This is a genomic window from Mycobacterium sp. E3251 (assembly GCF_001666835.1).
Taxonomy (GTDB): domain Bacteria; phylum Actinomycetota; class Actinomycetes; order Mycobacteriales; family Mycobacteriaceae; genus Mycobacterium.
Genome location: NZ_LZJF01000042.1, coordinates 46,317 through 72,304 on the forward strand (window position 1 = coordinate 46,317; position 25,988 = coordinate 72,304).

A 25,988-nucleotide genomic window follows, 5' to 3' on the forward strand; every position below is an offset into this window, starting at 1 on the left:
ATGATGTGGTCGGGCGGCGCGCTCTCTTAGGATTGGACAATGTTGCGTACCGCAACGGGGTACTTGCGCGAACAGCTTCGCCGGCGAGGCGAGCTCATTCCCGTCGGTCTCACCTGGACGTCGTTCATCGCCGTCGATGTCAGCCATATCGGCGGCGCGGTGATCGCGATCCTGCAGCGCCCGTCCGGCGACCTCCCCGTCGGACTGGCCGCGTTCGCCGTGTCGATCGCACCGACGCTGGTGTTCTTCTTCCTGAACACCAAGCTCAGCCCGGTCTTGATGTGGGCGACCTGGATGACCGCCACCGCCATGATGCTGTTCGCTACGTCGACACCGATTCACGCCGATTTCGCCCCGGCTCTCCTGGTGCTGCTGGTGTTGTCTATTGCCACATTGAGCTCCATAGCGGTCGGCTTGTTGTCCGCCGCGTCGGCGGTGGCGTTGCTGCTCGCCGCCTCTGGACTGCACCGCCTGGACGCGGTGGGGCTGTACCTGGCTTTCGTCGGGGCCGGGTGGCTGCTCGGTTACGTGATGCGCAGTCAACGGTTGCTGCTGGCCGAACAGATCGAGGCGCAGAAGATGCTGGCCGAGCACGCCGCCGCCGACGAGCGCCGGCGCATCGCCCGCGAAGTGCACGACGTCATCGCCCACTCGCTCAGCATCACCTTGCTCCACGTGACGGGTGCGCGACGTGGACTGCAGGAGGACCGTGACGTCGACGACGCGGTCGAGGCGCTCGAGCAGGCCGAGCGCCTGGGCCGGCAGGCGATGGCCGACATCCGGCGCACCGTCGGACTGCTGGACGGCTCGCCCACGAAACCCGCGCAGACCACCCCCGAACCCGGCATCGACGACGTCGGCGTCCTCGTCGCGGATTTTCAGCGCGCCGGCCTGGACGTCGCGCTGCGCGTCGAGGGTTCCGCCGAACGCGTCTCGCCGGCGGTCGGTCTCGCGCTGTACCGCATCACCCAAGAATCGCTGACGAACATCGCCAAACACGCGCCGGACTCGAAATCTACAGTGGCGCTGAGTGTCTCGGTAGCGTCGGCGAGTCTCGCGGTCGACAACCGGTTACCGGTGGCGATCGCCGCCCCGCGTTCCGCCGAGGGGCGCGGGTTGCGCGGCATGCGCCAGCGCGTCGAGCTGCTCGGCGGGGCCATCGATGCCGGCCCGACCCACGACGGGTGGTCGGTGCGCGCCGACATACCGCTGCACGAAGGTGACACCGGCTGGCACCCGTGGTGGTGCAAGGCGTGATCCCACATACCCCGGAGACCCCTGAGGTCAGCGTCCTGCTCGTCGACGACCAGGACCTGGTGCGCTCCGGGCTGCGCCGGATCCTGCGTCGCAAGGACGGTTTCGTCATCGTCGCGGAATGCTCCGACGGTGACGAGGTGCCTGCGGCGGTGGCCGAGCACCGGCCCGACATGGTGGTGATGGATCTGCGCATGCGCCGGGTCGACGGCATCGAGGCGACACGCAGGCTCGGGGGCGCGCCGCCGGTGCTGGCGCTGACCACATTCAACGAGGACGAGCTGCTGTCCGAGGCGTTGCGCGCAGGGGCGGCCGGCTTTGTGCTCAAGGACTCGTCTGCCGAGGAACTGATCCGCGCGGTGCGCGCGGTCGCCAAAGGCGACAGCTACCTGGATCCCGCGGTCACCGCTCGCGTGCTCACCACGTACCGCAAAGCCGCCCCGGGTCCGCGTGGCACCGCGATCGGGGAGTTGACCACCCGCGAGCTCGACGTCCTGACCTTGATAGGCCGGGGCCATTCCAACGCCGAGATCGCCGACCAACTTTGCATCTCCGGCGTCACGGTCAAAAGCCATATCGGCCGGATCTTCGGGAAACTCGACCTGCGCGACCGCGCCGCGGCGATCGTCTACGCCTACGACAACGGCATCGTCGTCCCGCGCTGAGGGATCTAGAGCGGCGCGCCCTGCTCGGCCAGGTTCAGCAGGCCGTAGGCCATGCACATCAGGAAGTTCAACACCACCAGGACCAACCCGGCGAACATCAGCGAGCGGGTGCCCTGCCGCTTCAGCCGCTTGTACCGCGCGGTGCGTGTTTCACGCTCGAGCCGCAGCGCGATCAGCGCGAAATGGATGTCCATCGCTTCGTGAGCCGCCAGGGGCGCACCCGCCAGCATCTCCCGCACGCGGTCGGGCGCGGCTCGGACGCCGACGCGCTCCAAGTTCTGGCACATTCGCCGCGCGCGTCTTCGCGCGAGCGGTTGATATCGCATCTGTAGCTGATGCGCGAGTTGCCCTCGGTCGTCCCCCCACGGGTTTGACGGGGTCATCACGAAACGGATTCTAAATCGCATCGGACCGATTACGGCGTGTCTACACGAATTATGTTGGCGGCGGTTGATCCGTCGGGCCGCCGGTCATTCGCTCCGACGCGGGTAGGTCCAAATAACGCTCAAGGTTGCGGTGCATGTTGATCACGCGCCGTTCCTCGCTGGACAGCACCAGATGGGTGAAACCCGGCTGATGCATGCCGCGCTGCAGGCCCGCGAGCACCTGGATGTCCTGGGTGAGCACCACGCCGGGCTCGGCCTCACCGGCGGTCACCCGGACATCGGTCGGCTTGGCGCGTGCGGCGCCGGGCGGCATCCGCGTCATCAAGAACATGACCAGCTCGCCGTGATCGGGGTCAGGTCCGGGCCGGGAGCACATCACGGTCAGGTGGTCCGCGTTGGCGAGCAGCGTCATGTTGGGGAAGACGTTGTACTGGTGCAGGCGGGTGATCCGGTCCGTGTCCGCCCAGTCGAGGTCCACCCCGCGGGTAGCCGCGAACGCCCGGGTGTGTGCGGCGATCAGATCCTGCACGGTCTCACCCGCTTGGTGTCCGGGGAAGGGGGTGCCTTCGGCGGCCCCCATGAGCGCGCCCTGCGTGTAAACGTAAGCGTCCCAAACCTCTTCGTCGCTCAGCGCGCCGTCGAAGCGTGGGCTCTGCACCCCGTAGGGCTGGTCTGATTTTCCGGTGTGACCCCAGATTTGTTGTGGCGCATGGATGTCGTCGACGCAGCGCAGCAATTCCGGGTGCAGCGTCTGAATGTGGTAGGTCTCGCTGTAACCGTCGGCGATCGTCTTCCAGTTCGCGTCGACCTCCACGGTCAGCGTGGCATAGCAGCGGAAGTCGCTCAGCCGGCACCACGCGATGTCGTCGGGCACCGCCTCGAGGTACTCGAGCAGCGGCATCGCGTCGAGGTCGGGATTGACGAAAACCAGTCCCTCCCAGGTGTCCACCCGGACCGGCACCAGCGGGAAGTCGGACATCTTCAGCGACCCGAAGCCCTTGCGGTTGGGCACCCGCCTGAGCGTGCCGGCCAGGTCCCAGGTCCACCCGTGATAGCCGCACTTGAGCTCGCGCAGCCCCGAGCCCGATCCCACGCACACGGAGTTGCCACGGTGGCGGCAGGCGTTCTGGAAGGCCCGCAGCGCCCCGTCATCACCGCGTACGATCAGCACACCGTATGGGCCGCAACGGTATTCGAAATAATCACCCGGCTCGGCGACGTGGTCGACCATGCACGCCAGCTGCCAGACCTTCGGCCACATCCGCTCGAACTCCAGAGCGGCGAACGCGGGGGAGTAATACCGGTGCGCGGGCACCCGGGCCGGGCTTTCCGGCGGGGTGCCGATGGCGTCCTCGTCGCGGGCGCGGGTTGGATTGCCGGCGGACGCGTTCATGCGTGCAGCCTTAACGCGCTCCGCGCACCAAGCGGCCGGGACGCGCACCGGTGTCGACGTCGTGGCGCCGGGTCACGGTCCCGCTGACGATGGTGGCCGCGTAGCCGCTCGCCCCCTGCAGGATTCGGTTGCCGCCGGCGGGCAGGTCGAAGGCCATGGCCGCGGGATGCAGAGTCAGGGCATCCATGTCGATGACGTTGATGTCGGCCTTCTTGCCCGGCTCGATGGTGCCGCGATCGGTGAGGCCGAACAGGTGGGCGGTGTCGCGGGCCTGCTTGCGGATCACGTACTCCAGCGACAGCTTTTCGCCGCGGCGCCGGTCCCGCGCCCAGTGCGTGAGCAGGAACGTGGGATACGAAGCGTCACAGATCATCCCGCAGTGGGCGCCGCCGTCGGAGAGACCGAGCACGCCGGCCGGGTGTAGCAGCATCTCCCGGATCGCGTCGCAGTTGCCGTCGGCATAGTTGTACAGCGGCAGCATCAGCATGGCGGTTGCGTCCTGCTCGAGCATGAGGTCGTACAGGGTGGACAGCGGGTCCTCGCCGCGCGCCTTCGCGATGGCCGCGACGGTACGGTCCGGGGTGGGCTCGTAGTCGGGCGGGTTGCCGAGTGCGTAGAGGCGGTGCGGGGAGTGCTGCACCAGGGCGAACATCCCGTCGAACAACAGGGTCGGGTCGGCGGGCAGGTCGTCGTCGGCCAGGATGGCGGCCTTGACCGCGGGATCGGCCAGGCGTCGCGCGAGTTCCTCGCGGCTGCATTCGGCGGCCAGACGGCGATAGGTGGGCCGGTGGCTGAAGCCGTGATGGCCCTGGAATCCGATCATCATGCCGAACGGCCGGGCCGCGACCTGCGGGTACAGCCGGGCACCGCCGGCGTGCGCGTCGGCGGAGAGGTCGAGCATCTCGCGCCACAGGTTGGGGTCGGCGTCCACTTGAATAAGAGCGAAGGAGACCGGCCGGTCGATCTCGGCGCTCAGTCGGCGCATCCAGTCCAGTTCCTTCTTGGGGGCGACGATGTCCTCGCCCGCGGCGCCTTGCGGTGCCAGCTCGAAGACGGCCTGACCGCCGGTGGCCATGGCGCGCCCGAGGCCGAACAGCTCGTCCTCGGCGGCGTAGGTGCCGGGGACCGGTTCGCCGTCCATCGCGCGGTGCCCCATCGTGCGGGAGGTGGAAAATCCGAGCGCGCCGGCCTCGATCGCTTCCCGAACCAGCCGGCCCATGGCCTCGATGTCCTCTGGGGTGGCCGGCTCGTTGCGCGCCCCCCGCTCGCCCATCGCGTAGGCGCGAACGGCGCCGTGGGCGACCTGGCTGCCGACGTCGACGGCGAACTTGTGCTTGTCGATCGCGTCCAGGTATTCGGGATAGGTTTCCCAGCCCCAGGTGATGCCCTCGGTGAGCGCTGTGCCGGGAATGTCCTCCACGCCCTCCATCAACTCGATCAGCCACTTCTCGGTGCCGGGGCGCACCGGCGCGAAGCCGACGCCGCAGTTTCCGGTCACGATCGTGGTGACGCCATGGCCGCTGGACGGCTCGAGCAGGCTGTCCCAACTCACCTGGCCGTCGTAGTGGGTGTGGATGTCGACAAAGCCCGGGGCCACCACCAGGCCCGTGGCATCGATGGTTTCGGCGGCCTCACCGCCCATTTCGGGTTGATCGGTGCCGCGGCGGACCACATCGACGATCTTGCCGTCCTTGATGCCGACGTCGGCGCGATAGCGCTCCGCGCCGGTGCCGTCGACGACGGTGCCACCAACGATCTTCAGGTCGAACATGAGACTCTCCTTGCCGCCAGCGGCTGAAGACGCAAAAGACCCGCAGCATTACGCTACTAGAAGTAGCGTAACTCTTGGCGCGGTCACCGCAATAGGTTCGGCGAAACTCGCTTGCCTTAAAGCGAACTCTTTAGCGCCGCGACCGTTTCCAGATCGTCGAGCGCTTCTACACCGCGCCGCAGCCCTTCCATGGCAACCTCTTCGGCCTGCAGGCCGCCCAGGCCCGCGGTGATCAGCGGCGCCACGTACGCGTACAGCGCGGCCTGGCGAAAGCGCAGCCAGAGTTCGTCGCGGCCCAGTTCGGGCCCACCCGCCGCGGCGAGCGAGCGGCGGTAGTCGTCGAGCAGTTCGCGCTGGGTCGTCCGGCGGTCTTCGGGCGTCAGGCTGGTGATCAGCGTGTAGGCCAGTTCGCGTGACGGGTGCCCGCGCCGCACCGCCTGCCAATCCAGCAATCCGGCCTTACCGCCGTGGAAGTACATGTTGCCGGGGTGCGCATCGCCATGCATGACGGCGTGTGGGGGAGTGTCGATGAGGGTGGCGACGGCCCGGTAGTTGTCGGCGATGAAGCGGCCGCTTTCGAGGGGGATCTCGGTGCGCTCGGCAAGGCGCTTGATCGAGGCGCGCATCAGCGATCCGGTCAGCAGGGAGGTGACGTCGCCGGACGGCGTGTAGAGCCAGCCCAACGGGCCGCGCCCGTCGCGCGGGAGTCGGTTCCAGAACGTGGCGTGCAGGTCGGCGAGCAGCTCGACGATCAGGCTGGCCTGCTCGGGCGAAAGCGGGTGCAGGGTGTCGGGGAACTCGCACGAATCGGCGGGAAGGTCCTCCAGCACCAGCAGGTAGCGCCCCGTCCACGGGTCGAACGCCGTGCCATAGGCATACGGGGTCCCGACCACCTGCGGCGCGAGCTGGCGGTAGAACCGCACCTCGGTGTGTCCGAGCCGGCCCAATTCACCCATCAACCGGGTGGCCGCCGTCTTCGCCGCGAGCTTGACGAACACCGAGTCCGGGACGTTCTTTCCGGTCAGCACCAGCCGCGCCCGCGACGACGTCCCCGCGTCGCTGTCCAGGACGCGGACCGTCCTGACGGCGGTGCCCATCACCTTGGAGAGCACTGCAGCGTCGAGGTCCCGCACTCGCCGGGGCAACCCCAATCGGCCGCCGACCACCGCGTCGGTGGCGACCCGGCCCACGCCGCGGCCCAGGTGAGCGGCCAAGCCGGCAGCCGAAATCGCCCGCGTCACGGGGTTATTCATATTTTTCGTTTCTTGGTGCGGACGTGTCACCCGCACCGCGAGTCGTTCGGACATCGCGGCACGGGGTCAGACAAAAATACCCGAACGTCTGGGCATCAGACAATACGGCGTTATTGTCTGATCTCCGGTACCAGGGCGCGCACCACGAATTGGTCGACGAACTCGCGTTGGTCGGCGACCGGGCGGTACCGCCAAGAGGGCGCCAGGAGAAACATGGTCGCCGTGTGCAGCCATTGGACAACCGACCGTGGGTCGAGATCGGCGTGCAGACGGCCGGCCGACTTCCAGCGATCCAGCAGCGGTTGGTAGTGCCGCAACAGCGTCTCCACGATGGGCTCCGAACCCTTCTGGAGCGCCGTCGCCACGGCCGTGCTCTCGGCGGCGAACAGCGCTTCATTCAGTGGATCGCCGTCCACCGACTCGACGCGGGCCAGCACCATCTCGGGCACCGACCGCACTGGATCGTCGGGGGCGGCCAGCGAGCGGACCAATTCGCCGAGCGCGTGGTCGACCCGTTTCAGGATCAGGGCCAGCAAGACGTCGTCGCGGCCGGGGAAATACCGGTAGACCGTGGATCGCGACACGCCCGCCTCGTCGGCCACCTCACCCATCCGGAACTGAGTGTTGCCGCGCCGCGCGATGCAGCGGCCCACGGCATCCAGGATGCGCCTGCGGGCCTCCTCGTCATCGAGGATCGCGCGGTCGTCGCCCCACCGGCGACTCGGTTCCATGGCGCAGATGTTACGGGGTCAGTTCCCCATGACAACGAATTCCATTGCGGACCAAGCACATCGGATGCAAGTCGGGGACCGCGGGGTCAAGCGTTCCGGCGTTGCGTCAGATCGGTCCAGGTCAAGGTGACGCGGGTGCCGCGCGGGGTGCGGTCGATGGCCACGTCGTCGGCGAGTGTCTCCATCAACGGGATGCCGCGTCCGCGGCGTTGCTGCTGGTAATGGGCCGGAAGTTGCTGACGCCAACGGCCGCGATCGTCGACAGTGACGGACAAGGTGTCGGACTGCCGGTCATAGGCCGCGCTCACGTCCAGCGTCCCGCGCCGGGAAGCCTCGCAATAGGCGAATTCCGCGGCGTTGGCGATGGCTTCGTTCACCGCCAGCAGGACGTCGCTGAACCGGTCGGAACTGAGCGTGAAATGCGTTTCGAGCCAGATCCCGAACTCGGCTCGGGCGCGAGCAGCGCTGCGCGGGTCAGCGGCGACGCGATTCCGCGCGAAGCGGGATCGGTCATCGATATTCGACACGTCATGCGGTTGAGGATCAGAGCGCCCCATCGTTCCCAGTTGTGCCCCCATCTCGAGGTTCACCCACCAGCAATGCCGCTCAGTGCGTCGTCTAGCGAGCTGTAGAGCGCGAGCACGCTGTCGATTCCCATCAGTTTGATCGGTCTGCTCGTCGCCGAGCCGTTGGCGACGACCGCGAATTGTGTCGGCGGCTCGGTCTCCGCCTGCGCGGTCACCAGAACGGTCATCCCGGCTGACGCCAAGAAGTCCACTTTCGACAGGTCAACGATCAGCGCGGCGGGTTTGGTCGCCAGCGCGGTCTGGATGGCCTCGGCCAGATGCGGCGAGCTGAGCATGTCCACTTCACCCGAGACGGTCAGCACGACCGCCTGATCTACCTGCTGTTTTCCCACTGAGAAAGCGGTCGGATCGATTGGATCACCAGTAAATTCGCCCATGGTCTATCACTCACATTCGGTCCCTGGTGGGACACCGTTAGCTCTTAAAACAGCCACTGCCAACACCGGGGGCTGCTTGTTCAACCCCACGGAAAGCGCTTGCCCTTCGGAGGAGACACACTCCGTCGATTCGCGCTCTAGCTACAGATGCAGCCGCAGATTGTTTATTCGATGGTATGACACGCGGGGAACGACACCCAAAACGAGTGAACGAATCGCGTCGGCGCGCCGTCCTGTGAGTGTGTGCGACGCCTCCCGCAGAAGTTGCGCATGGCATTGGCCCATGCGTGAATTGCCTGTACCGGATTCGTGTCCAGCTCGGGCCCACTGGCCTGCCCAAACGCGGAAGGACGGTCGGCGTGGAGCCCGGTGATCGCGGTGGGGAGCCAGACGACCTCGAGACGGCCGGCGCCCGTCCCGACGCGGTGACACGCCGGCGCGCACTGCTGGGCATGGGGGCGGTGGCCGGCATCGCCGCGGTCGATGTCGGTGGCTTCGCCTACGCAGGCGGTTGGCTGCGACCCGGCGCTCTGACACCGCCCCGGTTCGCCGACCGCTTCGAAAACGTCTACGGGCGCCACGACGGTTTTCGCCGGAATCACGCCAAGGGGCTCAGCGCGGTCGGAACATTTACGAGCACCGGGGCGGCGGCGGCGATCTGCCGGGCCGCGGTCTTCCGGCCGGGAACCGTGCCGGTGATCGGCCGGTTCTCGCTGTCGGGTGGCCTTCCGGATCAGGCGGACGCGCCGACCACGGTGCGCGGACTGGGCTTGCTCTTCCAGGGCCCCGATGGCCAGCAATGGCGCACCGCGATGGTCAACATCCCCGTCTTCCCGGACAGCACGCCGCAGGGCTTCTACGACCGGTTGCTCGCGTCCAAACCCGTGGCGGCGACGGGCAAGGCCGACCCGGAGAAGATGGCCGCCTTCCTCGATCGTCATCCCGAGACGGTCGCGGCGATGAAGGTCATCAAGCAGGCCCCGCCGAGCGCGGGGTTCGCCGACAGCGCGTTCCACGGCCTGAACGCGTTTCATTTCACCAACGGCGCCGGGGCGACCGTTCCGGTGCGCTGGGCCGCCGTTCCGCAGCAAGCGCCGGCCGCGCCGGCGTCACCGGCCGGCAAGGACTACCTGTTCGACGACCTCATTCGCGCGCTTGCGCAGCGACCACTGAATTGGCGCCTGGTGCTCACCGTCGGCGAACCCGGTGATCCGACCCACGACGCCACGAAACCCTGGCCGCGATCGCGCCGCACCATCGACGCCGGCACCATCACCGTCACGGCGGTGCAGACCGAGGTGCCCGGCAACGCCCGCGACATCAACTTCGACCCGCTGGTGCTGCCGGACGGCATCACCGCCTCCGACGACCCGCTGCTGGCCGCGAGGTCGGCCGTCTACGCCCGCTCGTTCACCCGCCGCGCGGAGGAACCCAAGACGCCCAGCGCGGTCGACGTTTCCCGGGTGCTCCGGTGACGGCCGGGGCCGCCGCGGCACGGTTCGCGCTCCCGTCCCGCCTGCTGCACTGGCTGATGGCGCCCATGGTCATCGCGCAACTGCTCATCGGCGTCACCATGGTCGCGGCGCTGAGCTACTACCCGCTGCTGCTGGCCATCCATCGGCCGCTGGGCGTGCTGATCCTGGCGTTCGCCGTGGTGCGGCTGGCGAATCGGCTCAGGCACCGGCCCCCACCGTTTCTGGCCACGATGAGTCGCGCCGAACGGCGCATCGCGACGTGGTCGGAATACCTGCTCTATGCCCTGCTGCTGGTGCAGCCCCTCACCGGGTGGGCCATGTTGTCGGCGGCGCGGTTCCCGGTCACGCTGGTGGGGCCGCTGCGGCTGCCCGGCATCGCGCCGCACAGCATCGACGTGTTCGCGGTGCTGCGCGAGTGCCACGGCGCTCTGGCATTACTGCTGTTTCTGACGTTCACCGCCCACATGTGCGCGGTGCTCTTTCACACGCTCGTGCTGCGCGACGGGCTGCTTGACCGCATGGCGCTGTGGCGCGCCAGGCCCGCCCCGGCGCGGCCAGAGCAAGCCGAGCTGTAACGACCTGCCTCCCCGGGCTGCGATCGGCCGAATATGATCGGCACGATTAGCGCAGGGTGCTGGGCACCGCGGGCGCCGTGACCATATGCCGACCACGAAGGAGTGGGGAACTTCCATGCCGAACGAGAAGCAAGCGGAGCGGATGACGTCGGGCAAGGGGTTCATCGCCGCGCTCGACCAGAGCGGCGGCTCGACGCCCAAGGCGCTGCGGCTCTACGGCATCCAGGACGACGCGTATTCCTCCGAAGAGGAGATGTTCGACCTCATCCATCAGATGCGCTCGCGGATCATCACCTCCCCGGCGTTCACAGGGGACCGGGTCCTGGCCGCGATCCTGTTCGAGCAGACCATGGACCGCGAGATCGAGGGCACCCCGTCCACCACCTATCTGTGGGAGACCAAGGGCGTGGTGCCCATCCTCAAGATCGACAAGGGCCTGGCCGAGGCGTCAGACGACGTGCAGCTGATGAAGCCGATCCCGGGACTGGACGAGCTCCTGCAGCGCGCCGTGAGCAAGGGTGTCTTCGGTACCAAGGAACGGTCGGTGATCGGCGGCGCCAACGCCAAGGGCATCGCCGCCGTCGTCGCCCAGCAGTTCGAGCTCGCCCACCAGGTGCTCTCGCACGGTCTGGTGCCCATCATCGAGCCCGAGGTCACCATCTCGATCGCGGACAAGGCCGACGCCGAGCGCATCCTGCGTGACGAGATCACCAAGCAACTCGAGAACGTGCCCGACGGGCAGCGCGTGATGCTCAAGCTGAGCCTGCCGACCGAGGCCAACTTCTACCGCCCCCTGATCGACCACCCGAAGGTGATGCGAGTGGTCGCCCTTTCCGGCGGCTACTCGCGCGAGGAGGCCAACGAGCTGCTGGCGAAGAACCACGGGCTGATCGCCAGCTTTAGCCGCGCGCTGACCGAAGGGCTCACCGTCGACCAGTCCGACGAGCAGTTCAACGCCACGCTGGACAAGGCGATCCAATCGATCTACGACGCGTCGGTCGCCGGCTGAGCCCACCGATGGCGGCGACCCGCGTTCGCCCGGCTTCGCCGCGCTCGCGATCGCCGCTAGTAGCGGTGGTCGGCCATCCGGGGCGGGCCGTCGCCGGCGTCACGTTCGTCCGACACCACGGCGGGCACCATCTCGCTCGTCACCAGCCCGTCGTCGCGAGTCAATTCGTCGATCACGTCAAAGGATTCGGCGATGTTGGCCGGGGTGTCGACGACGATGGTCACCACCGGGACGCGTCGGCGTAGCGAGAGGAACTTGTCCCCGTGCGGTCGATGATCACCGTGGTAGCCCCAGATGCCCCGCACCACCGTCGCGCCGTCGGGCGCGTTTCGTTGACGAAGCCGCTGCACGATCGCGCGGTGAATCGGCACCCCGTCGCGTAGGGCCGACTCGGACGTGTAGACCGTCAACTTTTGGAACAGTGGTAGACCCCGTTCGTCGACCCCCGGGAGCGCGTGCGGCCGTTCCAGAAGTTCGCCGTCGCGTTTGCACACGCGGATCCGCTCGAGCGTGACCATGGGTTGCCGAAGCAGCCCCATCAGCTCCGGCAACACCTCGCCGATGCGCTCGCCGGATCCGACCGCGACGATCATCATCGGGACGTTGGCGTTGCGCCCGAAGAAGCGCGCACGGTGCCGCTGCCCATCGGTGACGCCGTCGACGCCCAGCAGCACCGATGCCCCGGCTATCCGGCGCCGGTGCAGCACATCGCAGATCGCGACGTAGGCGGGGGCGCCGTTGACGCGCTCCTTGCGGCCGACGTAGACGGTCAGCTTGACGGCTTCCCGCAATTCGCGGGGAAGCCGCAGCGCCCCGTCGTCGCGTAGCAGCCGCGCCCGCTCCAAGGTGACCAGGCCCCGCTGCTTGATGGCGAGCACCGGGTCGAGCAGGGCCTCGATCTTCGTCCTGGTATCGACAGCGACGATCGCGACGGGTGGGTCCTCGGACAATGTCAGCGACTCGTCGGTTCTCAAGTGGCGCCCGGAACCGAAGCCTCCGATGCCCCGCAACACCACGCCACAGGCGATGCGTTGCCGGGCATAGAGATCGAGCAGCACATCGGACACAAAGCCCTCGTCGGTCCGCCGCCGCTCGGCCAGGTAGGTGGTGAGCTTCAGGCAGTCTTCGTCCATGTCCGCTCCAGTCGCTTTGCGGCGATCCTACTAGGTTGGGACCTCAAGCGCCGCAACGGTGTTCGACGCTGTTCGGCTCACCGCAGGGTCTCGGTCGGCACCGCGTAGCGGTCCTGGTAGGCGCGCACCCGCTCGCGGACCTCGTCGGCCTGCAGGCCGGTGTCCGACCAGGTGTAGCGGCCGCGCCCGCCGTCACCGGGGTGGGCGGCAAGGAACTCACGCATCTTCTGCTCGGCGTCGGGTCGCAGCTCGCGGTCGAGCCGCTGGTAGATGTCTTTGATCGTGGTCCACGGGTCGTTGATGAAGTCGGCGTACTGCACGTCGATCACGCGGTCCGCCGGCACCGCCCCGCAGTCGCGCAGGGCCATCTCGCGCTCCAGCCCGACGACGATCTCCTCGTAGGACTGGGCCGCGCACTCGGCGATGCTGGACTCGTCGCTGCACATCCGGCGCAGGTGGTGGGTCAGTGCGGCAATCGACGAGATGACGTTGAGCGGGTCGCGATGGGTCTGCACGATCAACGCGTCGGGGTATTCGCCCAGCAGCGTGTCGAGCTGCCACAAATGTGCCGGGGACTTCAGCAACCACTGTCCGGGAACGCCGGATTGCAAGTGCTGCAGGAAGATTCGGTGAAACCGGTAGGCGCCCGTGTGGTCGGCCTCGTAGAGCAGCCAGCGGTAGTAACCGGGCAGGCGGTACTGCACCGAAAAGATCATGCTGACGAACTCTGCGGCCGTGATGCGCACGCACTCCTGGCCGACGAGGGCGCCCATCGGATGAAAGGCCAGAAACCCCGGCATGATCTGCTCGGACATCTCGATGGCGGCCTGCGCCTGCGCGATGCGCGGATCGTCGTGATAGGTCTCCGGCTGCGGAACGGGGCAGGGCTCGTCGACCTCCCAGGTCAACGGGGCGCGCAGCGCAGGGTCCTGGGCGAGCAGGTCGTAGAGGATCGTGGTCCCGGTGCGCGGCTGACCGACGATGAATATCGGTGCCGCAACCGGTTTCGTCGCGACCTCGGGATGCTGCTTGCGCCAGGCGATCACGCCCAGGCGATTCTTGAGGGCCCGCATGATGTCGAGGTAGGCGATTTCCACACCGATGTCCGACAGCCGCGCGTCGTTGATCAGCCCGTCGGTCAGGCGGTGCAGGCCTGGCCGCCACCCCTCGGCGCCGAAGTCTTCGCTTCCGACTTCCTCGCAGGCGGTGGCGATCAGCCGTTCGGGGGCGAATCGGTCCTTCAGTGTCATACCGGCTCCTCACATCGGCGCACCGCCACTGCCACGTCGGGAGGGCTTGGGTTGTCCAGCCAGCGCAGGACGACGAAGCCGCGGTGGCGGCCACCGGTGTCGAGCCAGTGGCCCACTCCGAAGTCCTTCGCGGAGATCGCGATTCGCACCCGGCCGTCCCCATCGGGTGCGACGCCGCGGTTCGTCACCGAGCTGTGCCGGGCACGCGGTTCCAGGCACTCGTGCCAGATGCTTTCCAGCGTGACGTTCCAATAGCGGGTGTCGGGGGGAGCGATGTCGAGGACCAGTGCCTCGTCCGGTTCGAGCCGGTAGGTCCCGATCATGTACAGGTTGTCCGGGGTGGTGTCAGCGGCGCCGAGGTTGGCGGCCTCGGCGGTCAGCAACGTGTTCGGCAAGTCGAGCAGTTCCGGCTTGATGGTGCGGTGCAGCGTCGCGAGCTTCATCAATGACCACGCCATCGCGGTGAACTGGTCGGCGAGCTCGCCGTCCGTCAGCGGCGCGAGTGGGCGGGGGTTCAACGCCTCGATCCGCAGCGTGGCCAGCTCTTCACGCGCGCGATCACCGATGTACTCCCGCACCACCACCGACGAGGCGTCCTCGGGAATCTTCACCCATTGCGCACCGGCGAGATCGTCCGGTTCGTCCGCGGACAGCACGAGCGCGAATTCGCCTGCGTCGAGGGCCAAGTCGACGTCGCTGACGTATGCCGCCATGCGGCGCGGCGTCAGCCCCGTCCCGGCCAGGATTTGCAGCCCGAGGTAGGCGCTGGTGCCCCGGGATCCGGTGATCCGGTAGCTCCGGTCCCCACGAATCATCGCCAGGTAGTAGTTGCCATCGGGGTTGGGACCGCCGACCATGCGGTTGTCCGAACACATATCGAAGAATGAGGGCCGCTCGGCATCCGACTCGACCGACATCTGCGCGCACAGGGAAGCGACGCGGGCGATCAGCCGGAGCCCTTCGAGCAGTTCCCGCTCGGACTCGGCGTCCTCGGTCACGACCTTGGTGACGTCAGCAAGCATCTGCTGGACGAACTGCCAAGCGGCGCGCGCCCGCTGACTGGACGAATCCGCCTCGTGAGACATCGTCTCATGCTAAGACTATGTCTTACAGTTCGGGGTTGATTCACGGGAAAAGGTGGGGAATGGCTGCGACGGCCTCGCTGGCCGAACGGAAACGGATGGCCATGCGTCAGCGCATTGCCGCCGCCGCCGCTCAGCTGGTCGCCGACCGCGGTTTGGCGGGCACGACGGTGGACCGCATCGCCGACGAGGCCGACATCGGGCGGGCGACCTTCTTCCGCTACTTCAACTCGAAGGAAGACGCCGTCGCCGAGGGCATGACCGTCCATTGGCTCGACCGGATCACCGCCGCCCTGGCGGCCCAGCCCGAGCGCCTGAGCGCCACCGATGCGGTGATCGGCGCCTTCTCGGAGCTCGCCGACGGGTTCGCCGACATCGAGGGCCAGGTTCGCGAATTGGCCATCCTGACAAGGTCTTCCGACACACTGGACGCGTGGACACTGCACATCTACGTGCGGTACGAGCGTGCGATCGCCGACCTGATCGCGCCGCGGCTGACGCGACTTGCCCCGCAGGACCCAAGACCCCGCTTGATCGGCGCGGCGGCGATGGCCACCGTGCGGATCGCCCTCGATGATTGGCTCAGCCACGGTGGCTCGCTTCCGGACCGCGTGAGTCAGGGGCTAAGAGCGATCACGATCAGCTGATCAGCCATTGAGCGCCTCGACGATGAGCCGCGTCGTGCGCTCGGCTCGGCGCCGCGAGTAGTGCTGGGCGCCGGAAAGGATCGGGTACACCACCCCGCCGACGATCGCGTCCGCGGCCGATTCGGCCAGCGCGGCGGCGATGCCGTCGGCGAGCAGCCGGGCCCGCACGCTCTCGTGCAGCGGCGCGCTGAATCCGGCGCGCAGTCTGACGGCGGTGTCCTCGTGTTCCATGCAGGCGACGGTCAGGGTCCGCAACATCGCGGAACCGCGGGCGGTCGTCAGGCTGGTCACCAGCCTGCCCACCCAGCCCATCAGGTCGGCGGCCAGGTCACCGGTATGGGACACCGACGCCAGCAACTGATCGGCGTCCTCGAGCATGACATCGGCGACCAGCGCCGGGCGGCTGGGCCACCACCGGTAGATGGTCTGCTTGCCCACCCCGGCCCTGGCGGCGACGGCCTCGATGGTCAGACCGTCGAAGCCGCGCTCGAGAAGCAGCTCGCGCGTGGCGGTGACGATCGCCCTGCGCGACTTCTCGCTGCGCCGCCTCGGCGTGCCCACCTGGGTGAGATCGCTTGGCATATGGTGATCCTCACTGCCGCGGTGGCCCGCTTTACATAGCCTGACTACCCCCGGTAGTCTGCCACAAGACGAGACGGTTCGTCTTGTAAGTCCCGGAAGGATCAGTCGGTGCGGCCAACCATAGTCACCTCTCGGCCGCCATCGTGACCCTGGGACTGAGTCCGGAGCAGCAGGAGCTCAGCGACGCCGTCGGGCAGTTCGCCGACCGGCACGCCCCGATCGCCGCCACCCGCGACAGCTTCGAGGACCTCGCGGCGGGGCGGCGCCCCGGATGGTGGGATGCCCTCGTCGCCAACGGCTTTCACGCCGTACATTTACCCGAAAGCCTGGGCGGCCAGGGCGGCCGGCTGATCGACGCGGCCTGCGTTCTGGAGGCGGCGGGCAAGGCGCTGTTGCCCGGGCCGCTGTTGCCGACGGTTGCCGCGGGGGCCGTCGCGTTGCTTGCCGATCCCACACCGGCCGCCGAAGCATTGGTGCGCGACCTGGCCGGCGGCGTCATCGCGGCCGTAGTGCTTCCCGACGACGGCGACTTCAGGGCACGGTCGGACGGCGGGGGATGGCGGATCACCGGGGTGTCGGAGGTAACCGTCGGGGTCTGCGCGGCGGAAACGGTCCTCGTCGGCGCCCGAGCGGAAGACGACGACGTGGTCTGGGTTGTTGTCGACACCGAAAACCCCACGGCGACAGCGGAGCCCGTCAACGGCACCGACCTGGTCGCGGACGCCGGCATCCTGCGACTCGACGACTATCGTGCGGCCGAGTCGGAAGTGCTCAGTGGGATCGACCCCGACCGCGCGCGGTGCGTCACCGTGAGTCTGGTGGCCAGCGCGATGGCCGGCATCGCGCAGTGGTGCGTCCAGGCGGTCACCGCGCATCTGCGCATCCGCGAGCAGTTCGGCAAGGTGATCGGAACCTTCCAGGCGCTGCAGCACAGTGCGGCGATGCTTTTGGTCAACAGCGAGTTGGCCACCGCGGCGGCCTGGGACGCGGTGCGCGCGGTCGATGAATCGCTCGACCAGCACCGAATGGCGGCCGGTGGCGCGGCGACGATCGCGGTCTCGCCGATCCCGGACCTGGTGCTCGACGCGCTGACGATGCTCGGCGCCATCGGTTTCACCTGGGAACACGACGTGCACCTGTACTGGCGGCGGGCCATCAGCCTGGCGGGATCGATAGGTCCGGCGAATCGCTGGGCGCGCCGGCTGGGCGAGCTTACGTGCGCCCAGACGCGCGACATGTCGGTGAATCTCGGCGACGCCGAACCCGACTTCCGGTCTTGGGTCGCCGAGACGCTGGATGCGGCAATGCAGTTGCGCAACGACAAACCGGCACCGCACGGCGACTACCCGGACCAGGCCTCGGGGCCCCAGCGCACGTTGATCGCCGATGCCGGCCTGATGGCACCGCACTGGCCGGCGCCCTGGGGCGTCGATGCGGGTCCGCTCAAACAGCTCATCATCGACGAAGAGTTCGCCAAGCGACCCGGGCTGGTCCGGCCGTCGCTGAACATCGCCGAGTGGATCCTGCCCTCGGTGCTGGCCGCGGCACCAAAAGACCTGCAAGAAAGGCTGATTCCGCCGACCCAGCGCGGCGAGATTCATTGGTGTCAGCTGTTCAGTGAGCCCGGTGCCGGCTCCGATCTCGCGTCGTTGGCCACCCGGGCGACCAAGGTCGACGGCGGTTGGCGGATCAACGGCCACAAGATCTGGACGTCGCTGGCGCAGTACGCCGACCTCGGCGCCCTGCTGGCGCGCACCGACCCCGAAGCCAGCAAGCACCGCGGCATCGGTTACTTCATCCTCGACATGCGGTCGCCCGGCATCGAAATCCAGCCGATCAAAACAGCTACCGGGCAGGCGCACTTCAACGAGGTGTTCCTCAACGACGTCTTCGTTCCCGACGAGATGTTGCTGGGCGCCCCCTCCGACGGCTGGAGCCTCGCTATCGCCACCATGGCCGAGGAGCGTTCGGCCATCGGCGGATACGTCAAGTTCGACCGCGCCGTCGCGCTCCGCCGGCTCGCGGCGCAGCCCGGACCCGACCGCGACGACGCGTTGCGCGCGCTCGGCGAGCTCGATGCCTACGCCAACGCGATCAGGGCGCTCGGGGTGCGGGAGACCATCCGGCTGCTCGACGGCCAGGCGTCGGGTCCGGCGTCCAGCATCGCCAAGGTCGCGATGAACGTGCTGCTGCGGCGCACCTTTCAAGCCACGTTGCAGTTGGCCGGGCAGGTCGCGATGGTCGATGATCCCGACGCAGCGGTCGTGGAACCCTATTTGCATCTCCCCGCCGAATTGCTCGGCGGGGGAACCCGCGAGATTCAGCTCAACATCATCGCGCAGATGATCCTCGGACTCCCCCGAAAGTAGGACAGCCCATGGGATTACGCGGAGAAGCGGCGATCGTCGGTTACGTCGAGTTGCCGCCCGAGCGGCTCAACAAGGCATCCCTTGCGCCATTCGCGATCGAACAATGGGCGGAACTGTCGGCGGCCGCGCTCGAGGACGCCGGGCTGCCCGGCGATGTCGTCGACGGGATCGTGGCGTCGCACCTGGCGGAGTCGGAGATCTTCGTGCCCTCCACCATCGCCGAATACCTCGGCGTCGGAGCGCGATTCGCCGAGCACGTGGACCTCGGTGGAGCCAGCGCGGCGGCCATGGTCTGGCGGGCGGCCGCGGCGATCGAGCTGGGCATCTGTGACGCGGTCCTATGTGCACTGCCGGCGCGGTACATCACCCCGTCGTCGAAGAAGAAGCCCAGGCCCATGGTCGACGCGATGTTCTTCGGTTCATCGAGCAACCAATATGGCTCCCCTCAGGCCGAATTCGAGATTCCCTACGGCAACCTCGGCCAGAACGGGCCCTACGGGCAGGTGGCCCAGCGCTATGCGGCCGTCTACGGGTACGACGAGCGGGCGATGGCCAAGATCGTCGTCGATCAGCGGTTCAACGCCAACCACACCGAGGGCGCGATCTGGAAGGACAAGCCGCTTACGGTCGACGACGTCTTGGCCAGCCCGGTGATCGCCGACCCGCTGCACATGTTGGAGATCGTCATGCCCTGCGTCGGGGGCGCCGCGGTGGTGGTCGCCAACGCGGATCTCGCCAAACGCGCGCGCCACCGGCCGGTGTGGGTCAAGGGATTCGGCGAGCACGTGCCCTTCAAGACCCCGACCTATGCCAAGGACCTGCTGCACAGCCCGATCGCGGAGGCCGCCGACACCGCGTTCGCCATGACGGACCTGAGCCGCGAGCAGATGGACATGGTCTCGATCTACGACTGCTACACCATTACCGTGCTGCTGTCGCTGGAGGACGCGGGCTTCTGCGAGAAGGGCAGGGGCATGGAGTTCGTCGCCAACCATGACCTCACCTTCCGCGGTGACTTCCCGCTCAACACCGCGGGCGGGCAACTGGGCTTCGGTCAGGCCGGGCTGGCCGGCGGCATGCACCACGTCTGCGACGCCACGCGCCAGATCATGGGTCGCGCGGGGGCGGCGCAGGTCGCCGACTGTCACCGCGCCTTCGTGTCCGGCAACGGCGGAATCCTGTCGGAACAGACCACGCTGATTCTCGAGGGGGACTGATCACAGATGGCCACCTTCGAGCGCCCGATGCCCGTCAAAACCCCTACCAGCACGCCGTTTTGGGACGCGCTGGCGCAGCACCGGATCGTCATCCAGTACTCGCCCTCGCTGGGGAGCTACGTGTTCTACCCGCGGGTGCGGGCGCCGCGCACGCTCGCCGATGATCTGGAATGGCGAGAGATCTCCGGCATGGGAACGTTGTATTCCTTCACCGTGGCCCGCCGGCCGGTGAGCCCGCACTTCGCCGATGCCGTGCCGCAGCTGCTGGCCATCGTCGAATGGGACGAGGGGCCAAGGTTTTCCACCGAGATGGTCAACGTCGACCCAGCCGACCTGCGGGTGGGCATGCGGGTGAAGCCGGTGTTCTTCGACTACCCGGAGCACGACGTCACGATGCTGCGGTACGCGCCCGCCGACTGACGCCGACCAATGTGCGGCCAGTTGCGCAGTCGCGGCGGGACTATTAGTCCCTGTAGTACCCGCGCTTTGGCCACAAAATGCGGGTGCGGCCGGCGCACTCCGTCGTTGCAGTGCAATTGTTTAGCCGCGGTCGCGAACCGGCGGACGCGGTTGACACTGTGATCGACGCCATTGTCTACTAGTCACTATATCGGCGAGGAGTGCGGCATGAACAAGGACGATCTGATCCTGATCAGCGTGGACGATCACATCGCCGAGCCAGCCGACATGTTCGACGCGCACGTCCCCGCGAAATACAAGGACCGTGCCCCCCGGGTGGTCGTCGAACCCGACGGCATCCAGCAGTGGTATTACGGTGAGGTCCGCGGGCGGAACATGGGCCTGAACGCCGTGGCGGGAAAGCCGCGGGAGATGTACAACATCGACGCCTCCCGCTACGACGAGATGAGGCCCGGGTGCTTCAACGTCGACGAGCGGGTCCGCGACATGAATGCCGGCGGCCAGCTGGCCGGCCTGAACTTCCCCAACTTCACCGGCTTCTCCGGGCAGGTCCTCAACCAGGGCCCCGACCGCGACACCAACCTGGTGATGATCAAGGCCTACAACGACTGGCACATCGACGAGTGGTGCGCGACCTACCCGGGCCGCTTCATTCCCTGCGGCATCCTGCCGCTGTTCGACGTGGCCGAGGCGGCCAAGGAAGTCAACCGCCTCGCCGGGAAAGGCTGCCACGCGGTGACGTTCTCGGAGAATCCAGAGGCGTTGCAAATGCCCAGCATTCACACCAAGTACTGGCATCCGCTGTTCGAGGCGGTCTGTGAGAACAAGACGGTGCTGTGCACGCATGTCGGCTCCGCGTCGCGCTCTCCCCAGGTGTCGACGGACGCCCCACCCAGTGTGCAGATGACGGCGTCGTCCATGATGAGCATGTTCACGTTCACCGAGCTGATCTGGGCCGAGTTCTGGGCCGACTTCCCGGAACTGAAGTTCTCGCTCACCGAGGGTGACGTCGGCTGGATACCGTACTTCCTGTGGCGGGCCGAGCACGTCTACAACCGCCACTCGGGGTGGACGCTGGCCAAGTTCCCGCCCGGTTACAGTGGACCGGCCGACGTGTTCAAGCGGCACTTCTACACCTGCTTCATCAGCGACAAGGTCGGCGTGCGCAACATGGACTGGTTCAACGAGGACATGCTGTGCTGGGAGTCCGACTTTCCCCATTCCGACAGCAACTGGCCGTTCGCGCCCGAGGACGTCATCGCGACCATGGGGCATCTCGACGACGCGGTGATCGACAAGATCACACACGAAAACGCCATGGCCGCCTACTCATTCGATCCGTTCCGGCACATCCCCAAGGAGCACGCCCGCGCCGGGTATCTGCGCGCCCAGGCCACCGACGTCGACGTGGTGACGCACGTGGGGCGCCAGGCGAGCCAGCGTGACCGCGACGCGTGGACCCGGATGACCCAGTTCGCCCTGCAGGCGCAGGTGACGGCGGAAGCCGGGGGCATTGCGGGCCGCGCCACCACCCTGGGCAACTGAACGTGTCACCCCGAGCACCGTTCGAGGACTGGCGTGTGCTGGAGTTGTCCAACGGAATCGCGGTGTCCTACTGCGGGAAGATGTTCGCCGACGCCGGTGCCGATGTGGTGAAAATCGAATCGCCGGATGGTGATTCCATACGCCGGCGGTCGGCCGGGGGGCCACCCGGGGCGCTGTTCGGCTATCTTGCCGCGGGCAAGAAGTCGGTGACCGACAGCGGCGGTGCGGAGGTCGCCGCGCTGCTGGCCGGCGCCGATATCGTCCTCACCGACTTGACCGACGGGTGGACCCTCGACGAAATAGGTTCGCATACCGGCCCTTCCGCCGTCGTGGTCGCCGTGACGCCATTCGGCACGACGGGCCCCTACGTCGACGATCGGGTGGTCGCCAACGAGTTCATCCTGCAGGCCCTGTGCGGCTCCACCGCCGGCCGCGGCTGGCCGGAGGACGAACCGGTGCAGGCCGGCGGCCAGCTCGGTGAGTGGCTGGCGGGGACCTTCGCCGCCGCGGTCGCCGCGGCGACCACCCGGCACGCGCGCCGTAGCGGGCGAGGCGAAGTCATCGACGTGTCGACGTACGAGGCGATGGTGATCGCCATGGGCGGCCTGTCTTCCATGTCGGCCAGCGTGCTGGGCGCGGATTCCCTGCTGGGACAGCGCAGTTTGGAGCTGCCGTCGATCGTTCCCACGGCCGACGGCATGGTCGGCTTCTGCACCATTACCGCGCAGCAGTTCCAGGACTTCCTGGTGCTGATCGACCGCGCCGACCTACTCGACGACGCCGAGCTGGCCTCGTTCGACGGCCGCGTTGCCCGCCGCGACGAGTTCGTCTGCATGGTCACGCAGTGGACCCAGTCCCGCACCACGCAGGAGATCGTCGACCTCGCGGTCGCCTTCCGAATCCCGGTCGCCCCCATCGCCACACCCGAGATGTTGCCCGCCATCGACCATTTCGTGGACCGCGGCGTGTTTGTGGAGTCCGGCGCCGGCGTGCTGCAGCCCCGGGTGCCGTATCGCAGCGACGCGATGGACACCAGGCCGCCCGGGCGGGCCCCGCGACCCGGCGCAGACAACGGCCGCGTCTCCTGGCCGCCACGACCCTCCCCGCCGCCGGCCGCCGACACCGGCGCGCTTCCGCTGGCCGACACCCGGATCACCGATTTCACCGCCTTCTGGGCGGGCCCGGTCGCCACCCAACTGCTGGGCACGCTGGGTGCCGACGTCATCAAAGTCGAGGGCGTCCGCCGGCCGGACGGCATGCGCTTCTCCGCCGGCCGCCCGCCCAGCTGGGACCAGTGGTGGGAATGGGGCCCGGTCTTCCTGTGCAGCAACAACAACAAGCGCGGCGTCAGCGTCGAGCTCAGCACCGACGCGGGACGGGCCATCGCGCTGGAGCTCATCGCCGCAAGCGATCTCGTCATCGAGAACTTCTCGCCCCGCGTGATGACGAACTTCGGTCTGGGCTGGGACGCGGTACACGCGGCCAACCCTCGGGCCGTCATGGTGCGGATGCCCGCCTTCGGCCTCGACGGGCCGTGGCGCGACCGGGTCGGTTTCGCCCAGACGATGGAGCAGGCCACGGGCATGGCGTGGATGACCGGACATGCCGACGGCCCTCCGGTGATCCCCCGCGGCGTGTGCGACCCGATCGCGGGCCTGCATGCGGCCTTCGCCGCCGTGGCGGCGTTGGTGGTGCGCGACCGCGACGGAACCGGGATGCACGTGGAATCGACGATGGTGGAGGCGGCACTGAACGTGGCCGCCGAAATGCTGGTGGAGTACTCGCGCAACGGAATCGAGATGCGCCGCAACGGGAATCGAGGCCCCGGTGCGATCCCCCAAGGGGTTTACCGCTGCCGGGGCGAGGACGATTGGGTGGCGCTGGCCGCCATGGACGACGACGCCCGCGCGGCACTGGCCAGGCTGCTGGCCCAACCGGATCTTCGCACCGGTGACTGGCTGGAGCACCCGGACGAAATCGACAAGCTCATCTCGGATTGGACCGCACGGCGGACGGTGGCCGAAGCGGTCGAAACGCTGCGCGGCGCCGGGGTTCCCGCGGCGCGCGTCACGCCGGCCCCGGAACTCCTGCGTGACCCGCACCTACACGCGCGGGGCTTCTGGGAAACCGTCGACCACCCCGTCGCCGGTTCCTTCCTCTGCACCGGCATGCCGTTCGCATTCCTCGGCAGGCCGCGGCGCTGGATCCGCCGGGTACCGCCGCTGTACGGGCAGCACACCGGCGAGGTCCTGACGGACCTGCTTGGGCGCAGCGAAGAAGAGTTGTCCGCGTTGCGGCAGTCGGGGACCATCAGTGCCCGGCCGGCGGGCCTGTGACATGGCGGTCACCCTCTGTGTTCCGCCCCGGGACGGCGAATTGTGCGCACCGGTGCGCTTTTTGGTGCGCGAGGACTCGGTGGTGATGGAACTGACCGCCCGGCACCGCATCACCAGCGTCGAATGGGACGAGCGCGAGCACGCGGTGGCGATGGTCGTCGAGATCACCGACCCGCAGACGGCCCGGCCCGTGGACGTGCGGATCGATGTGGTCGATGCCGGCGCGGCGCCCGCCGACGCCCGAACCACCAGGATCGGGACGATCACCCGTGACGGTCGACCGTACGACGTCGTCGGCACCTATCTCGGTGTCGTGGCGGACGAGAACTAGACGCGAAGGATCACGAAAGTGGCAGGGACGAAACGCAGCGCCGCGATCGTCGGGGTGCACAACACCCGGCAGGGCCGCCGCCTGGACGGCGAGACCTCACGCAGCCTGGCGCTGGCGGCCATCCGCGGCGCACTCGACGACGCGGGGCTGCGCCTCGAAGACGTCGACGGGGTCAGCGCGGGGCCGCTGTCCACCGCCCTCATCTACGACCTGCGGCTGGGCCCGGCCTGGCAGGGCCTCGCCTTCGGCGTCGGCATGATCACCGAGGCGGTCACCGCCATCGAACACGGGATGGCGGACGTGGTGGTGCTGGTGGCCGCCCAGGCCGGCGAGTACCGCGACCACGAGGCCACGGCGCCGTGGACTCGGCCCGAGAACGAATTCGTCGCGCCGTGGGGCATGTTCACCACCGCCGAGTTCGCACTCATCGCGCGCCGGCACATGCACACCTACGGCACCACGCGCGAACAACTTTCGATCGTGGCGGCGACCATCCGCAACAACGGATCGTGCAACCCCGAAGCCGTCTACTACCAACGCGGGCCCTTCGCGCCCGACGACATCACCGCATCGCGGCCCATCGCCGACCCTTTTCACCTCCTCGACTGCGCCACCACCTCCGAAGGCGGATGCGCACTGGTCGTCGCCAACGTCGAAAAGATCGACCGCGCAAGCCAACCCATCTACGTGCTGGGCAGCGGCGCCGACTTCCACGGGCCGTCCTACCAGCACCCGCCGGTGTGGGATCTCGGCGGCCGGCGGGACCGAAAAGGCGGATATGTCAATGGTGTGGTCGGCCGGCGCGCGGCCGAGCGCGCGTTCGCCCACGCGGGGCTGCGGCCCGACGACGTCGACGTGCTGGAACTCTACGACCCGTTCTCGTTCGAAATCATCCGCCAGCTCGAGGCTTTCGGGTTCTGCGGCGAAGGGGAGGGCGGACCGTTCGTCGCCGACGGCCACATCGCCATCGACGGCAGCCATCCCATCACGACCGACGGAGGAACCATGTCGTTCAGCCACGCGGGCTCCAATCCGCAGATGATGCAGCGGGCCGTCCGCGCGGTCCAGCAGCTACGCGGCCAGGCGGGCGAGCTTCAGGTTCCCGGCGCGCACATCGCGTTGTGCAGCAACGGGGGAGCGGGGGCCTTGTTCACCACACTGCTGATCCTGGGGGACGAACCGCTGTGACGTTTGATGCCCTGCGCCCGCAAACCGGCCCCGTGCCCCATGCGAGTAGCCACCTCAGCGCCCCCTTCTGGGAGGGTTGCGGCTCCGGCGAGTTGCGGTATCAACGCTGCGAGGCCTGCGGCCTGGCGAACTTCCCGCCGACCGAGCATTGCCGCCAATGCCTTTCGGCGCCTGTGCGTTGGGAGCGCAGCGCCGGGCTGGGCGAAATCTATAGCTGGACGGTGGTTCACCGGCCGGTGACTGCGGAATTCGAACCGCCCTACGCACCCGCGATCGTCACGCTGGACGAGGGCTACCAGATGCTGACCAACGTCGTCGGGATCGCGCCGGAGGAGCTGCGGATCGGCATGCGCGTGCAAGTGCAGTTCCACGCCGTCGGCCCCGATGTCACGCTGCCGTACTTCACCGGCTG

The 25,988-nt window shown here is 67.9% G+C and carries 25 protein-coding genes; 14 read left to right on the plus strand and 11 right to left on the minus strand.

All coding sequences use genetic code 11. The annotated features are described in order from the left end of the window. Positions 1-39: 39 nt before the first annotated feature. Together A5697_RS05585 and A5697_RS05590 are read left to right on the plus strand one after the other, a co-directional pair. Positions 40-1,257 (plus strand): sensor histidine kinase, encoded by a 1,218-nt coding sequence (locus tag A5697_RS05585; RefSeq protein ID WP_067945054.1) that lies wholly within the window; start codon positions 40-42, stop codon positions 1,255-1,257. After that, the gene (locus A5697_RS05590; RefSeq protein WP_068008723.1) at positions 1,257-1,919 is read left to right on the plus strand and encodes a response regulator transcription factor; all 663 of its coding nucleotides are present in this window, start codon (positions 1,257-1,259) and stop codon (positions 1,917-1,919) included. Before A5697_RS05585 ends, A5697_RS05590 begins: the two co-directional genes overlap by 1 nt. A gap of 5 nt (positions 1,920-1,924) precedes the next feature. On the opposite strand, the gene A5697_RS05595 is transcribed toward A5697_RS05590, so the two are convergent. From A5697_RS05595 to A5697_RS05625, 7 genes are all read right to left on the minus strand, one after another. Beyond that, a complete protein-coding gene (locus A5697_RS05595) occupies positions 1,925-2,206 on the minus strand; it encodes a hypothetical protein (RefSeq protein WP_156673170.1) in 282 nt (93 codons plus the stop codon). Between the two features lie 148 nt (positions 2,207-2,354). Further along, positions 2,355-3,698 carry an SRPBCC family protein gene (locus A5697_RS05600; protein WP_067945056.1) on the minus strand — a complete coding sequence of 448 codons (1,344 nt, stop codon included), beginning with the start codon at positions 3,696-3,698 and terminating at the stop codon, positions 2,355-2,357. Positions 3,699-3,708: 10 nt separating this feature from the next. Next, positions 3,709-5,469, minus strand: coding sequence for an amidohydrolase family protein (locus A5697_RS05605; protein ID WP_068008676.1), 1,761 nt, complete (start codon positions 5,467-5,469; stop codon positions 3,709-3,711). 116 nt (positions 5,470-5,585) lie between these two features. Then, complete coding sequence (locus A5697_RS05610; protein WP_068008679.1) at positions 5,586-6,722, minus strand: phosphotransferase; 1,137 nt, start codon at positions 6,720-6,722, stop codon at positions 5,586-5,588. A 110-nt stretch (positions 6,723-6,832) separates the two neighbouring features. Continuing rightward, positions 6,833-7,453, minus strand: coding sequence for a TetR/AcrR family transcriptional regulator (locus A5697_RS05615; RefSeq protein ID WP_067945062.1), 621 nt, complete (start codon positions 7,451-7,453; stop codon positions 6,833-6,835). Between the two features lie 86 nt (positions 7,454-7,539). Next, entirely contained in the window at positions 7,540-7,980 is a 441-nt protein-coding gene (locus A5697_RS05620; protein WP_082953252.1) for an ATP-binding protein, read from the minus strand. Positions 7,981-8,039: 59 nt separating this feature from the next. Further along, entirely contained in the window at positions 8,040-8,417 is a 378-nt protein-coding gene (locus tag A5697_RS05625; RefSeq protein WP_067945065.1) for an STAS domain-containing protein, read from the minus strand. 359 nt (positions 8,418-8,776) lie between these two features. Here A5697_RS05625 and A5697_RS05630 point away from each other — a divergent pair, with 359 nt between their 5' ends. The 3 genes from A5697_RS05630 (at position 8,777) to A5697_RS05640 (ending at position 11,476) form a co-directional block, all read left to right on the plus strand. Further along, positions 8,777-9,892: a catalase family peroxidase gene (locus A5697_RS05630; RefSeq protein ID WP_304442471.1), complete on the plus strand. Its 1,116-nt coding sequence runs from the start codon at positions 8,777-8,779 to the stop codon at positions 9,890-9,892. Beyond that, positions 9,889-10,467: a cytochrome b gene (locus A5697_RS05635; RefSeq protein WP_082953253.1), complete on the plus strand. Its 579-nt coding sequence runs from the start codon at positions 9,889-9,891 to the stop codon at positions 10,465-10,467. Before A5697_RS05630 ends, A5697_RS05635 begins: the two co-directional genes overlap by 4 nt. Positions 10,468-10,582: 115 nt before the next feature. Continuing rightward, positions 10,583-11,476 carry a fructose bisphosphate aldolase gene (locus A5697_RS05640; RefSeq protein WP_067945067.1) on the plus strand — a complete coding sequence of 298 codons (894 nt, stop codon included), beginning with the start codon at positions 10,583-10,585 and terminating at the stop codon, positions 11,474-11,476. Between the two features lie 56 nt (positions 11,477-11,532). Here the strand turns inward: A5697_RS05640 and A5697_RS05645 are convergent, their stop codons facing one another. The 3 genes from A5697_RS05645 to A5697_RS05655 form a co-directional block, all read right to left on the minus strand. Further along, a complete protein-coding gene (locus A5697_RS05645) occupies positions 11,533-12,609 on the minus strand; it encodes a DUF190 domain-containing protein (protein WP_068008680.1) in 1,077 nt (358 codons plus the stop codon). A gap of 77 nt (positions 12,610-12,686) precedes the next feature. Further along, on the minus strand, positions 12,687-13,859 hold the full coding sequence (locus tag A5697_RS05650; RefSeq protein ID WP_068008682.1) for a sulfotransferase: 1,173 nt from the start codon (positions 13,857-13,859) through the stop codon (positions 12,687-12,689). After that, a complete protein-coding gene (locus A5697_RS05655) occupies positions 13,856-14,944 on the minus strand; it encodes a DUF1214 domain-containing protein (protein WP_068008685.1) in 1,089 nt (362 codons plus the stop codon). The genes A5697_RS05650 and A5697_RS05655 overlap by 4 nt, the downstream gene beginning before the upstream one ends. A gap of 59 nt (positions 14,945-15,003) precedes the next feature. On the opposite strand from A5697_RS05655, the gene A5697_RS05660 reads away from it, so the two are divergent. After that, the gene (locus A5697_RS05660; RefSeq protein ID WP_068008690.1) at positions 15,004-15,588 is read left to right on the plus strand and encodes a TetR family transcriptional regulator; all 585 of its coding nucleotides are present in this window, start codon (positions 15,004-15,006) and stop codon (positions 15,586-15,588) included. Here A5697_RS05660 and A5697_RS05665 read toward each other — a convergent pair whose 3' ends face one another. Next, a complete protein-coding gene (locus tag A5697_RS05665; protein ID WP_068008694.1) occupies positions 15,589-16,170 on the minus strand; it encodes a TetR/AcrR family transcriptional regulator in 582 nt (193 codons plus the stop codon). A 143-nt stretch (positions 16,171-16,313) separates the two neighbouring features. On the opposite strand from A5697_RS05665, the gene A5697_RS05670 reads away from it, so the two are divergent. From A5697_RS05670 to A5697_RS05705, 8 genes are all read left to right on the plus strand, one after another. Further along, complete coding sequence (locus A5697_RS05670; RefSeq protein WP_068008697.1) at positions 16,314-18,539, plus strand: acyl-CoA dehydrogenase; 2,226 nt, start codon at positions 16,314-16,316, stop codon at positions 18,537-18,539. An 8-nt stretch (positions 18,540-18,547) separates the two neighbouring features. After that, positions 18,548-19,756 carry a thiolase family protein gene (locus A5697_RS05675; RefSeq protein WP_068008700.1) on the plus strand — a complete coding sequence of 403 codons (1,209 nt, stop codon included), beginning with the start codon at positions 18,548-18,550 and terminating at the stop codon, positions 19,754-19,756. 6 nt (positions 19,757-19,762) lie between these two features. Then, positions 19,763-20,176, plus strand: a complete 414-nt coding sequence (locus A5697_RS05680) for a Zn-ribbon domain-containing OB-fold protein (protein WP_066951239.1) — start codon at positions 19,763-19,765, stop codon at positions 20,174-20,176. 207 nt (positions 20,177-20,383) lie between these two features. After that, positions 20,384-21,721, plus strand: a complete 1,338-nt coding sequence (locus A5697_RS05685; protein WP_068008703.1) for an amidohydrolase family protein — start codon at positions 20,384-20,386, stop codon at positions 21,719-21,721. 2 nt (positions 21,722-21,723) lie between these two features. Continuing rightward, positions 21,724-24,057, plus strand: coding sequence for a CoA transferase (locus A5697_RS05690; RefSeq protein ID WP_068008706.1), 2,334 nt, complete (start codon positions 21,724-21,726; stop codon positions 24,055-24,057). Between the two features lies 1 nt (position 24,058). Further along, positions 24,059-24,388 carry a hypothetical protein gene (locus tag A5697_RS05695; protein ID WP_068008730.1) on the plus strand — a complete coding sequence of 110 codons (330 nt, stop codon included), beginning with the start codon at positions 24,059-24,061 and terminating at the stop codon, positions 24,386-24,388. 18 nt (positions 24,389-24,406) lie between these two features. Then, positions 24,407-25,576: a thiolase family protein gene (locus A5697_RS05700; RefSeq protein ID WP_068008707.1), complete on the plus strand. Its 1,170-nt coding sequence runs from the start codon at positions 24,407-24,409 to the stop codon at positions 25,574-25,576. Continuing rightward, positions 25,573-25,988: Zn-ribbon domain-containing OB-fold protein (locus A5697_RS05705; protein WP_068008732.1), on the plus strand; the 416-nt coding region annotated here is incomplete at its 3' end. The genes A5697_RS05700 and A5697_RS05705, both read left to right, overlap by 4 nt.

What these genes read in the sequence shown, in the direction of transcription:
- A5697_RS05585 (WP_067945054.1), top strand. Translation starts at nt 40, where the DNA reads ATGTTGCGTACCGCAACGGGGTACTTGCGCGAACAGCTTCGCCGGCGA.
- A5697_RS05595 (WP_156673170.1), bottom strand. Translation starts at nt 2,206, where the DNA reads ATGTGCCAGAACTTGGAGCGCGTCGGCGTCCGAGCCGCGCCCGACCGC.
- A5697_RS05600 (WP_067945056.1), bottom strand. Translation starts at nt 3,698, where the DNA reads ATGAACGCGTCCGCCGGCAATCCAACCCGCGCCCGCGACGAGGACGCC.
- A5697_RS05605 (WP_068008676.1), bottom strand. Translation starts at nt 5,469, where the DNA reads ATGTTCGACCTGAAGATCGTTGGTGGCACCGTCGTCGACGGCACCGGC.
- A5697_RS05610 (WP_068008679.1), bottom strand. Translation starts at nt 6,722, where the DNA reads ATGAATAACCCCGTGACGCGGGCGATTTCGGCTGCCGGCTTGGCCGCT.
- A5697_RS05615 (WP_067945062.1), bottom strand. Translation starts at nt 7,453, where the DNA reads ATGGAACCGAGTCGCCGGTGGGGCGACGACCGCGCGATCCTCGATGAC.
- A5697_RS05625 (WP_067945065.1), bottom strand. Translation starts at nt 8,417, where the DNA reads ATGGGCGAATTTACTGGTGATCCAATCGATCCGACCGCTTTCTCAGTG.
- A5697_RS05640 (WP_067945067.1), top strand. Translation starts at nt 10,583, where the DNA reads ATGCCGAACGAGAAGCAAGCGGAGCGGATGACGTCGGGCAAGGGGTTC.
- A5697_RS05645 (WP_068008680.1), bottom strand. Translation starts at nt 12,609, where the DNA reads ATGGACGAAGACTGCCTGAAGCTCACCACCTACCTGGCCGAGCGGCGG.
- A5697_RS05650 (WP_068008682.1), bottom strand. Translation starts at nt 13,859, where the DNA reads ATGACACTGAAGGACCGATTCGCCCCCGAACGGCTGATCGCCACCGCC.
- A5697_RS05655 (WP_068008685.1), bottom strand. Translation starts at nt 14,944, where the DNA reads ATGTCTCACGAGGCGGATTCGTCCAGTCAGCGGGCGCGCGCCGCTTGG.
- A5697_RS05660 (WP_068008690.1), top strand. Translation starts at nt 15,004, where the DNA reads ATGGCTGCGACGGCCTCGCTGGCCGAACGGAAACGGATGGCCATGCGT.
- A5697_RS05665 (WP_068008694.1), bottom strand. Translation starts at nt 16,170, where the DNA reads ATGCCAAGCGATCTCACCCAGGTGGGCACGCCGAGGCGGCGCAGCGAG.
- A5697_RS05675 (WP_068008700.1), top strand. Translation starts at nt 18,548, where the DNA reads ATGGGATTACGCGGAGAAGCGGCGATCGTCGGTTACGTCGAGTTGCCG.
- A5697_RS05680 (WP_066951239.1), top strand. Translation starts at nt 19,763, where the DNA reads ATGGCCACCTTCGAGCGCCCGATGCCCGTCAAAACCCCTACCAGCACG.
- A5697_RS05685 (WP_068008703.1), top strand. Translation starts at nt 20,384, where the DNA reads ATGAACAAGGACGATCTGATCCTGATCAGCGTGGACGATCACATCGCC.
- A5697_RS05695 (WP_068008730.1), top strand. Translation starts at nt 24,059, where the DNA reads ATGGCGGTCACCCTCTGTGTTCCGCCCCGGGACGGCGAATTGTGCGCA.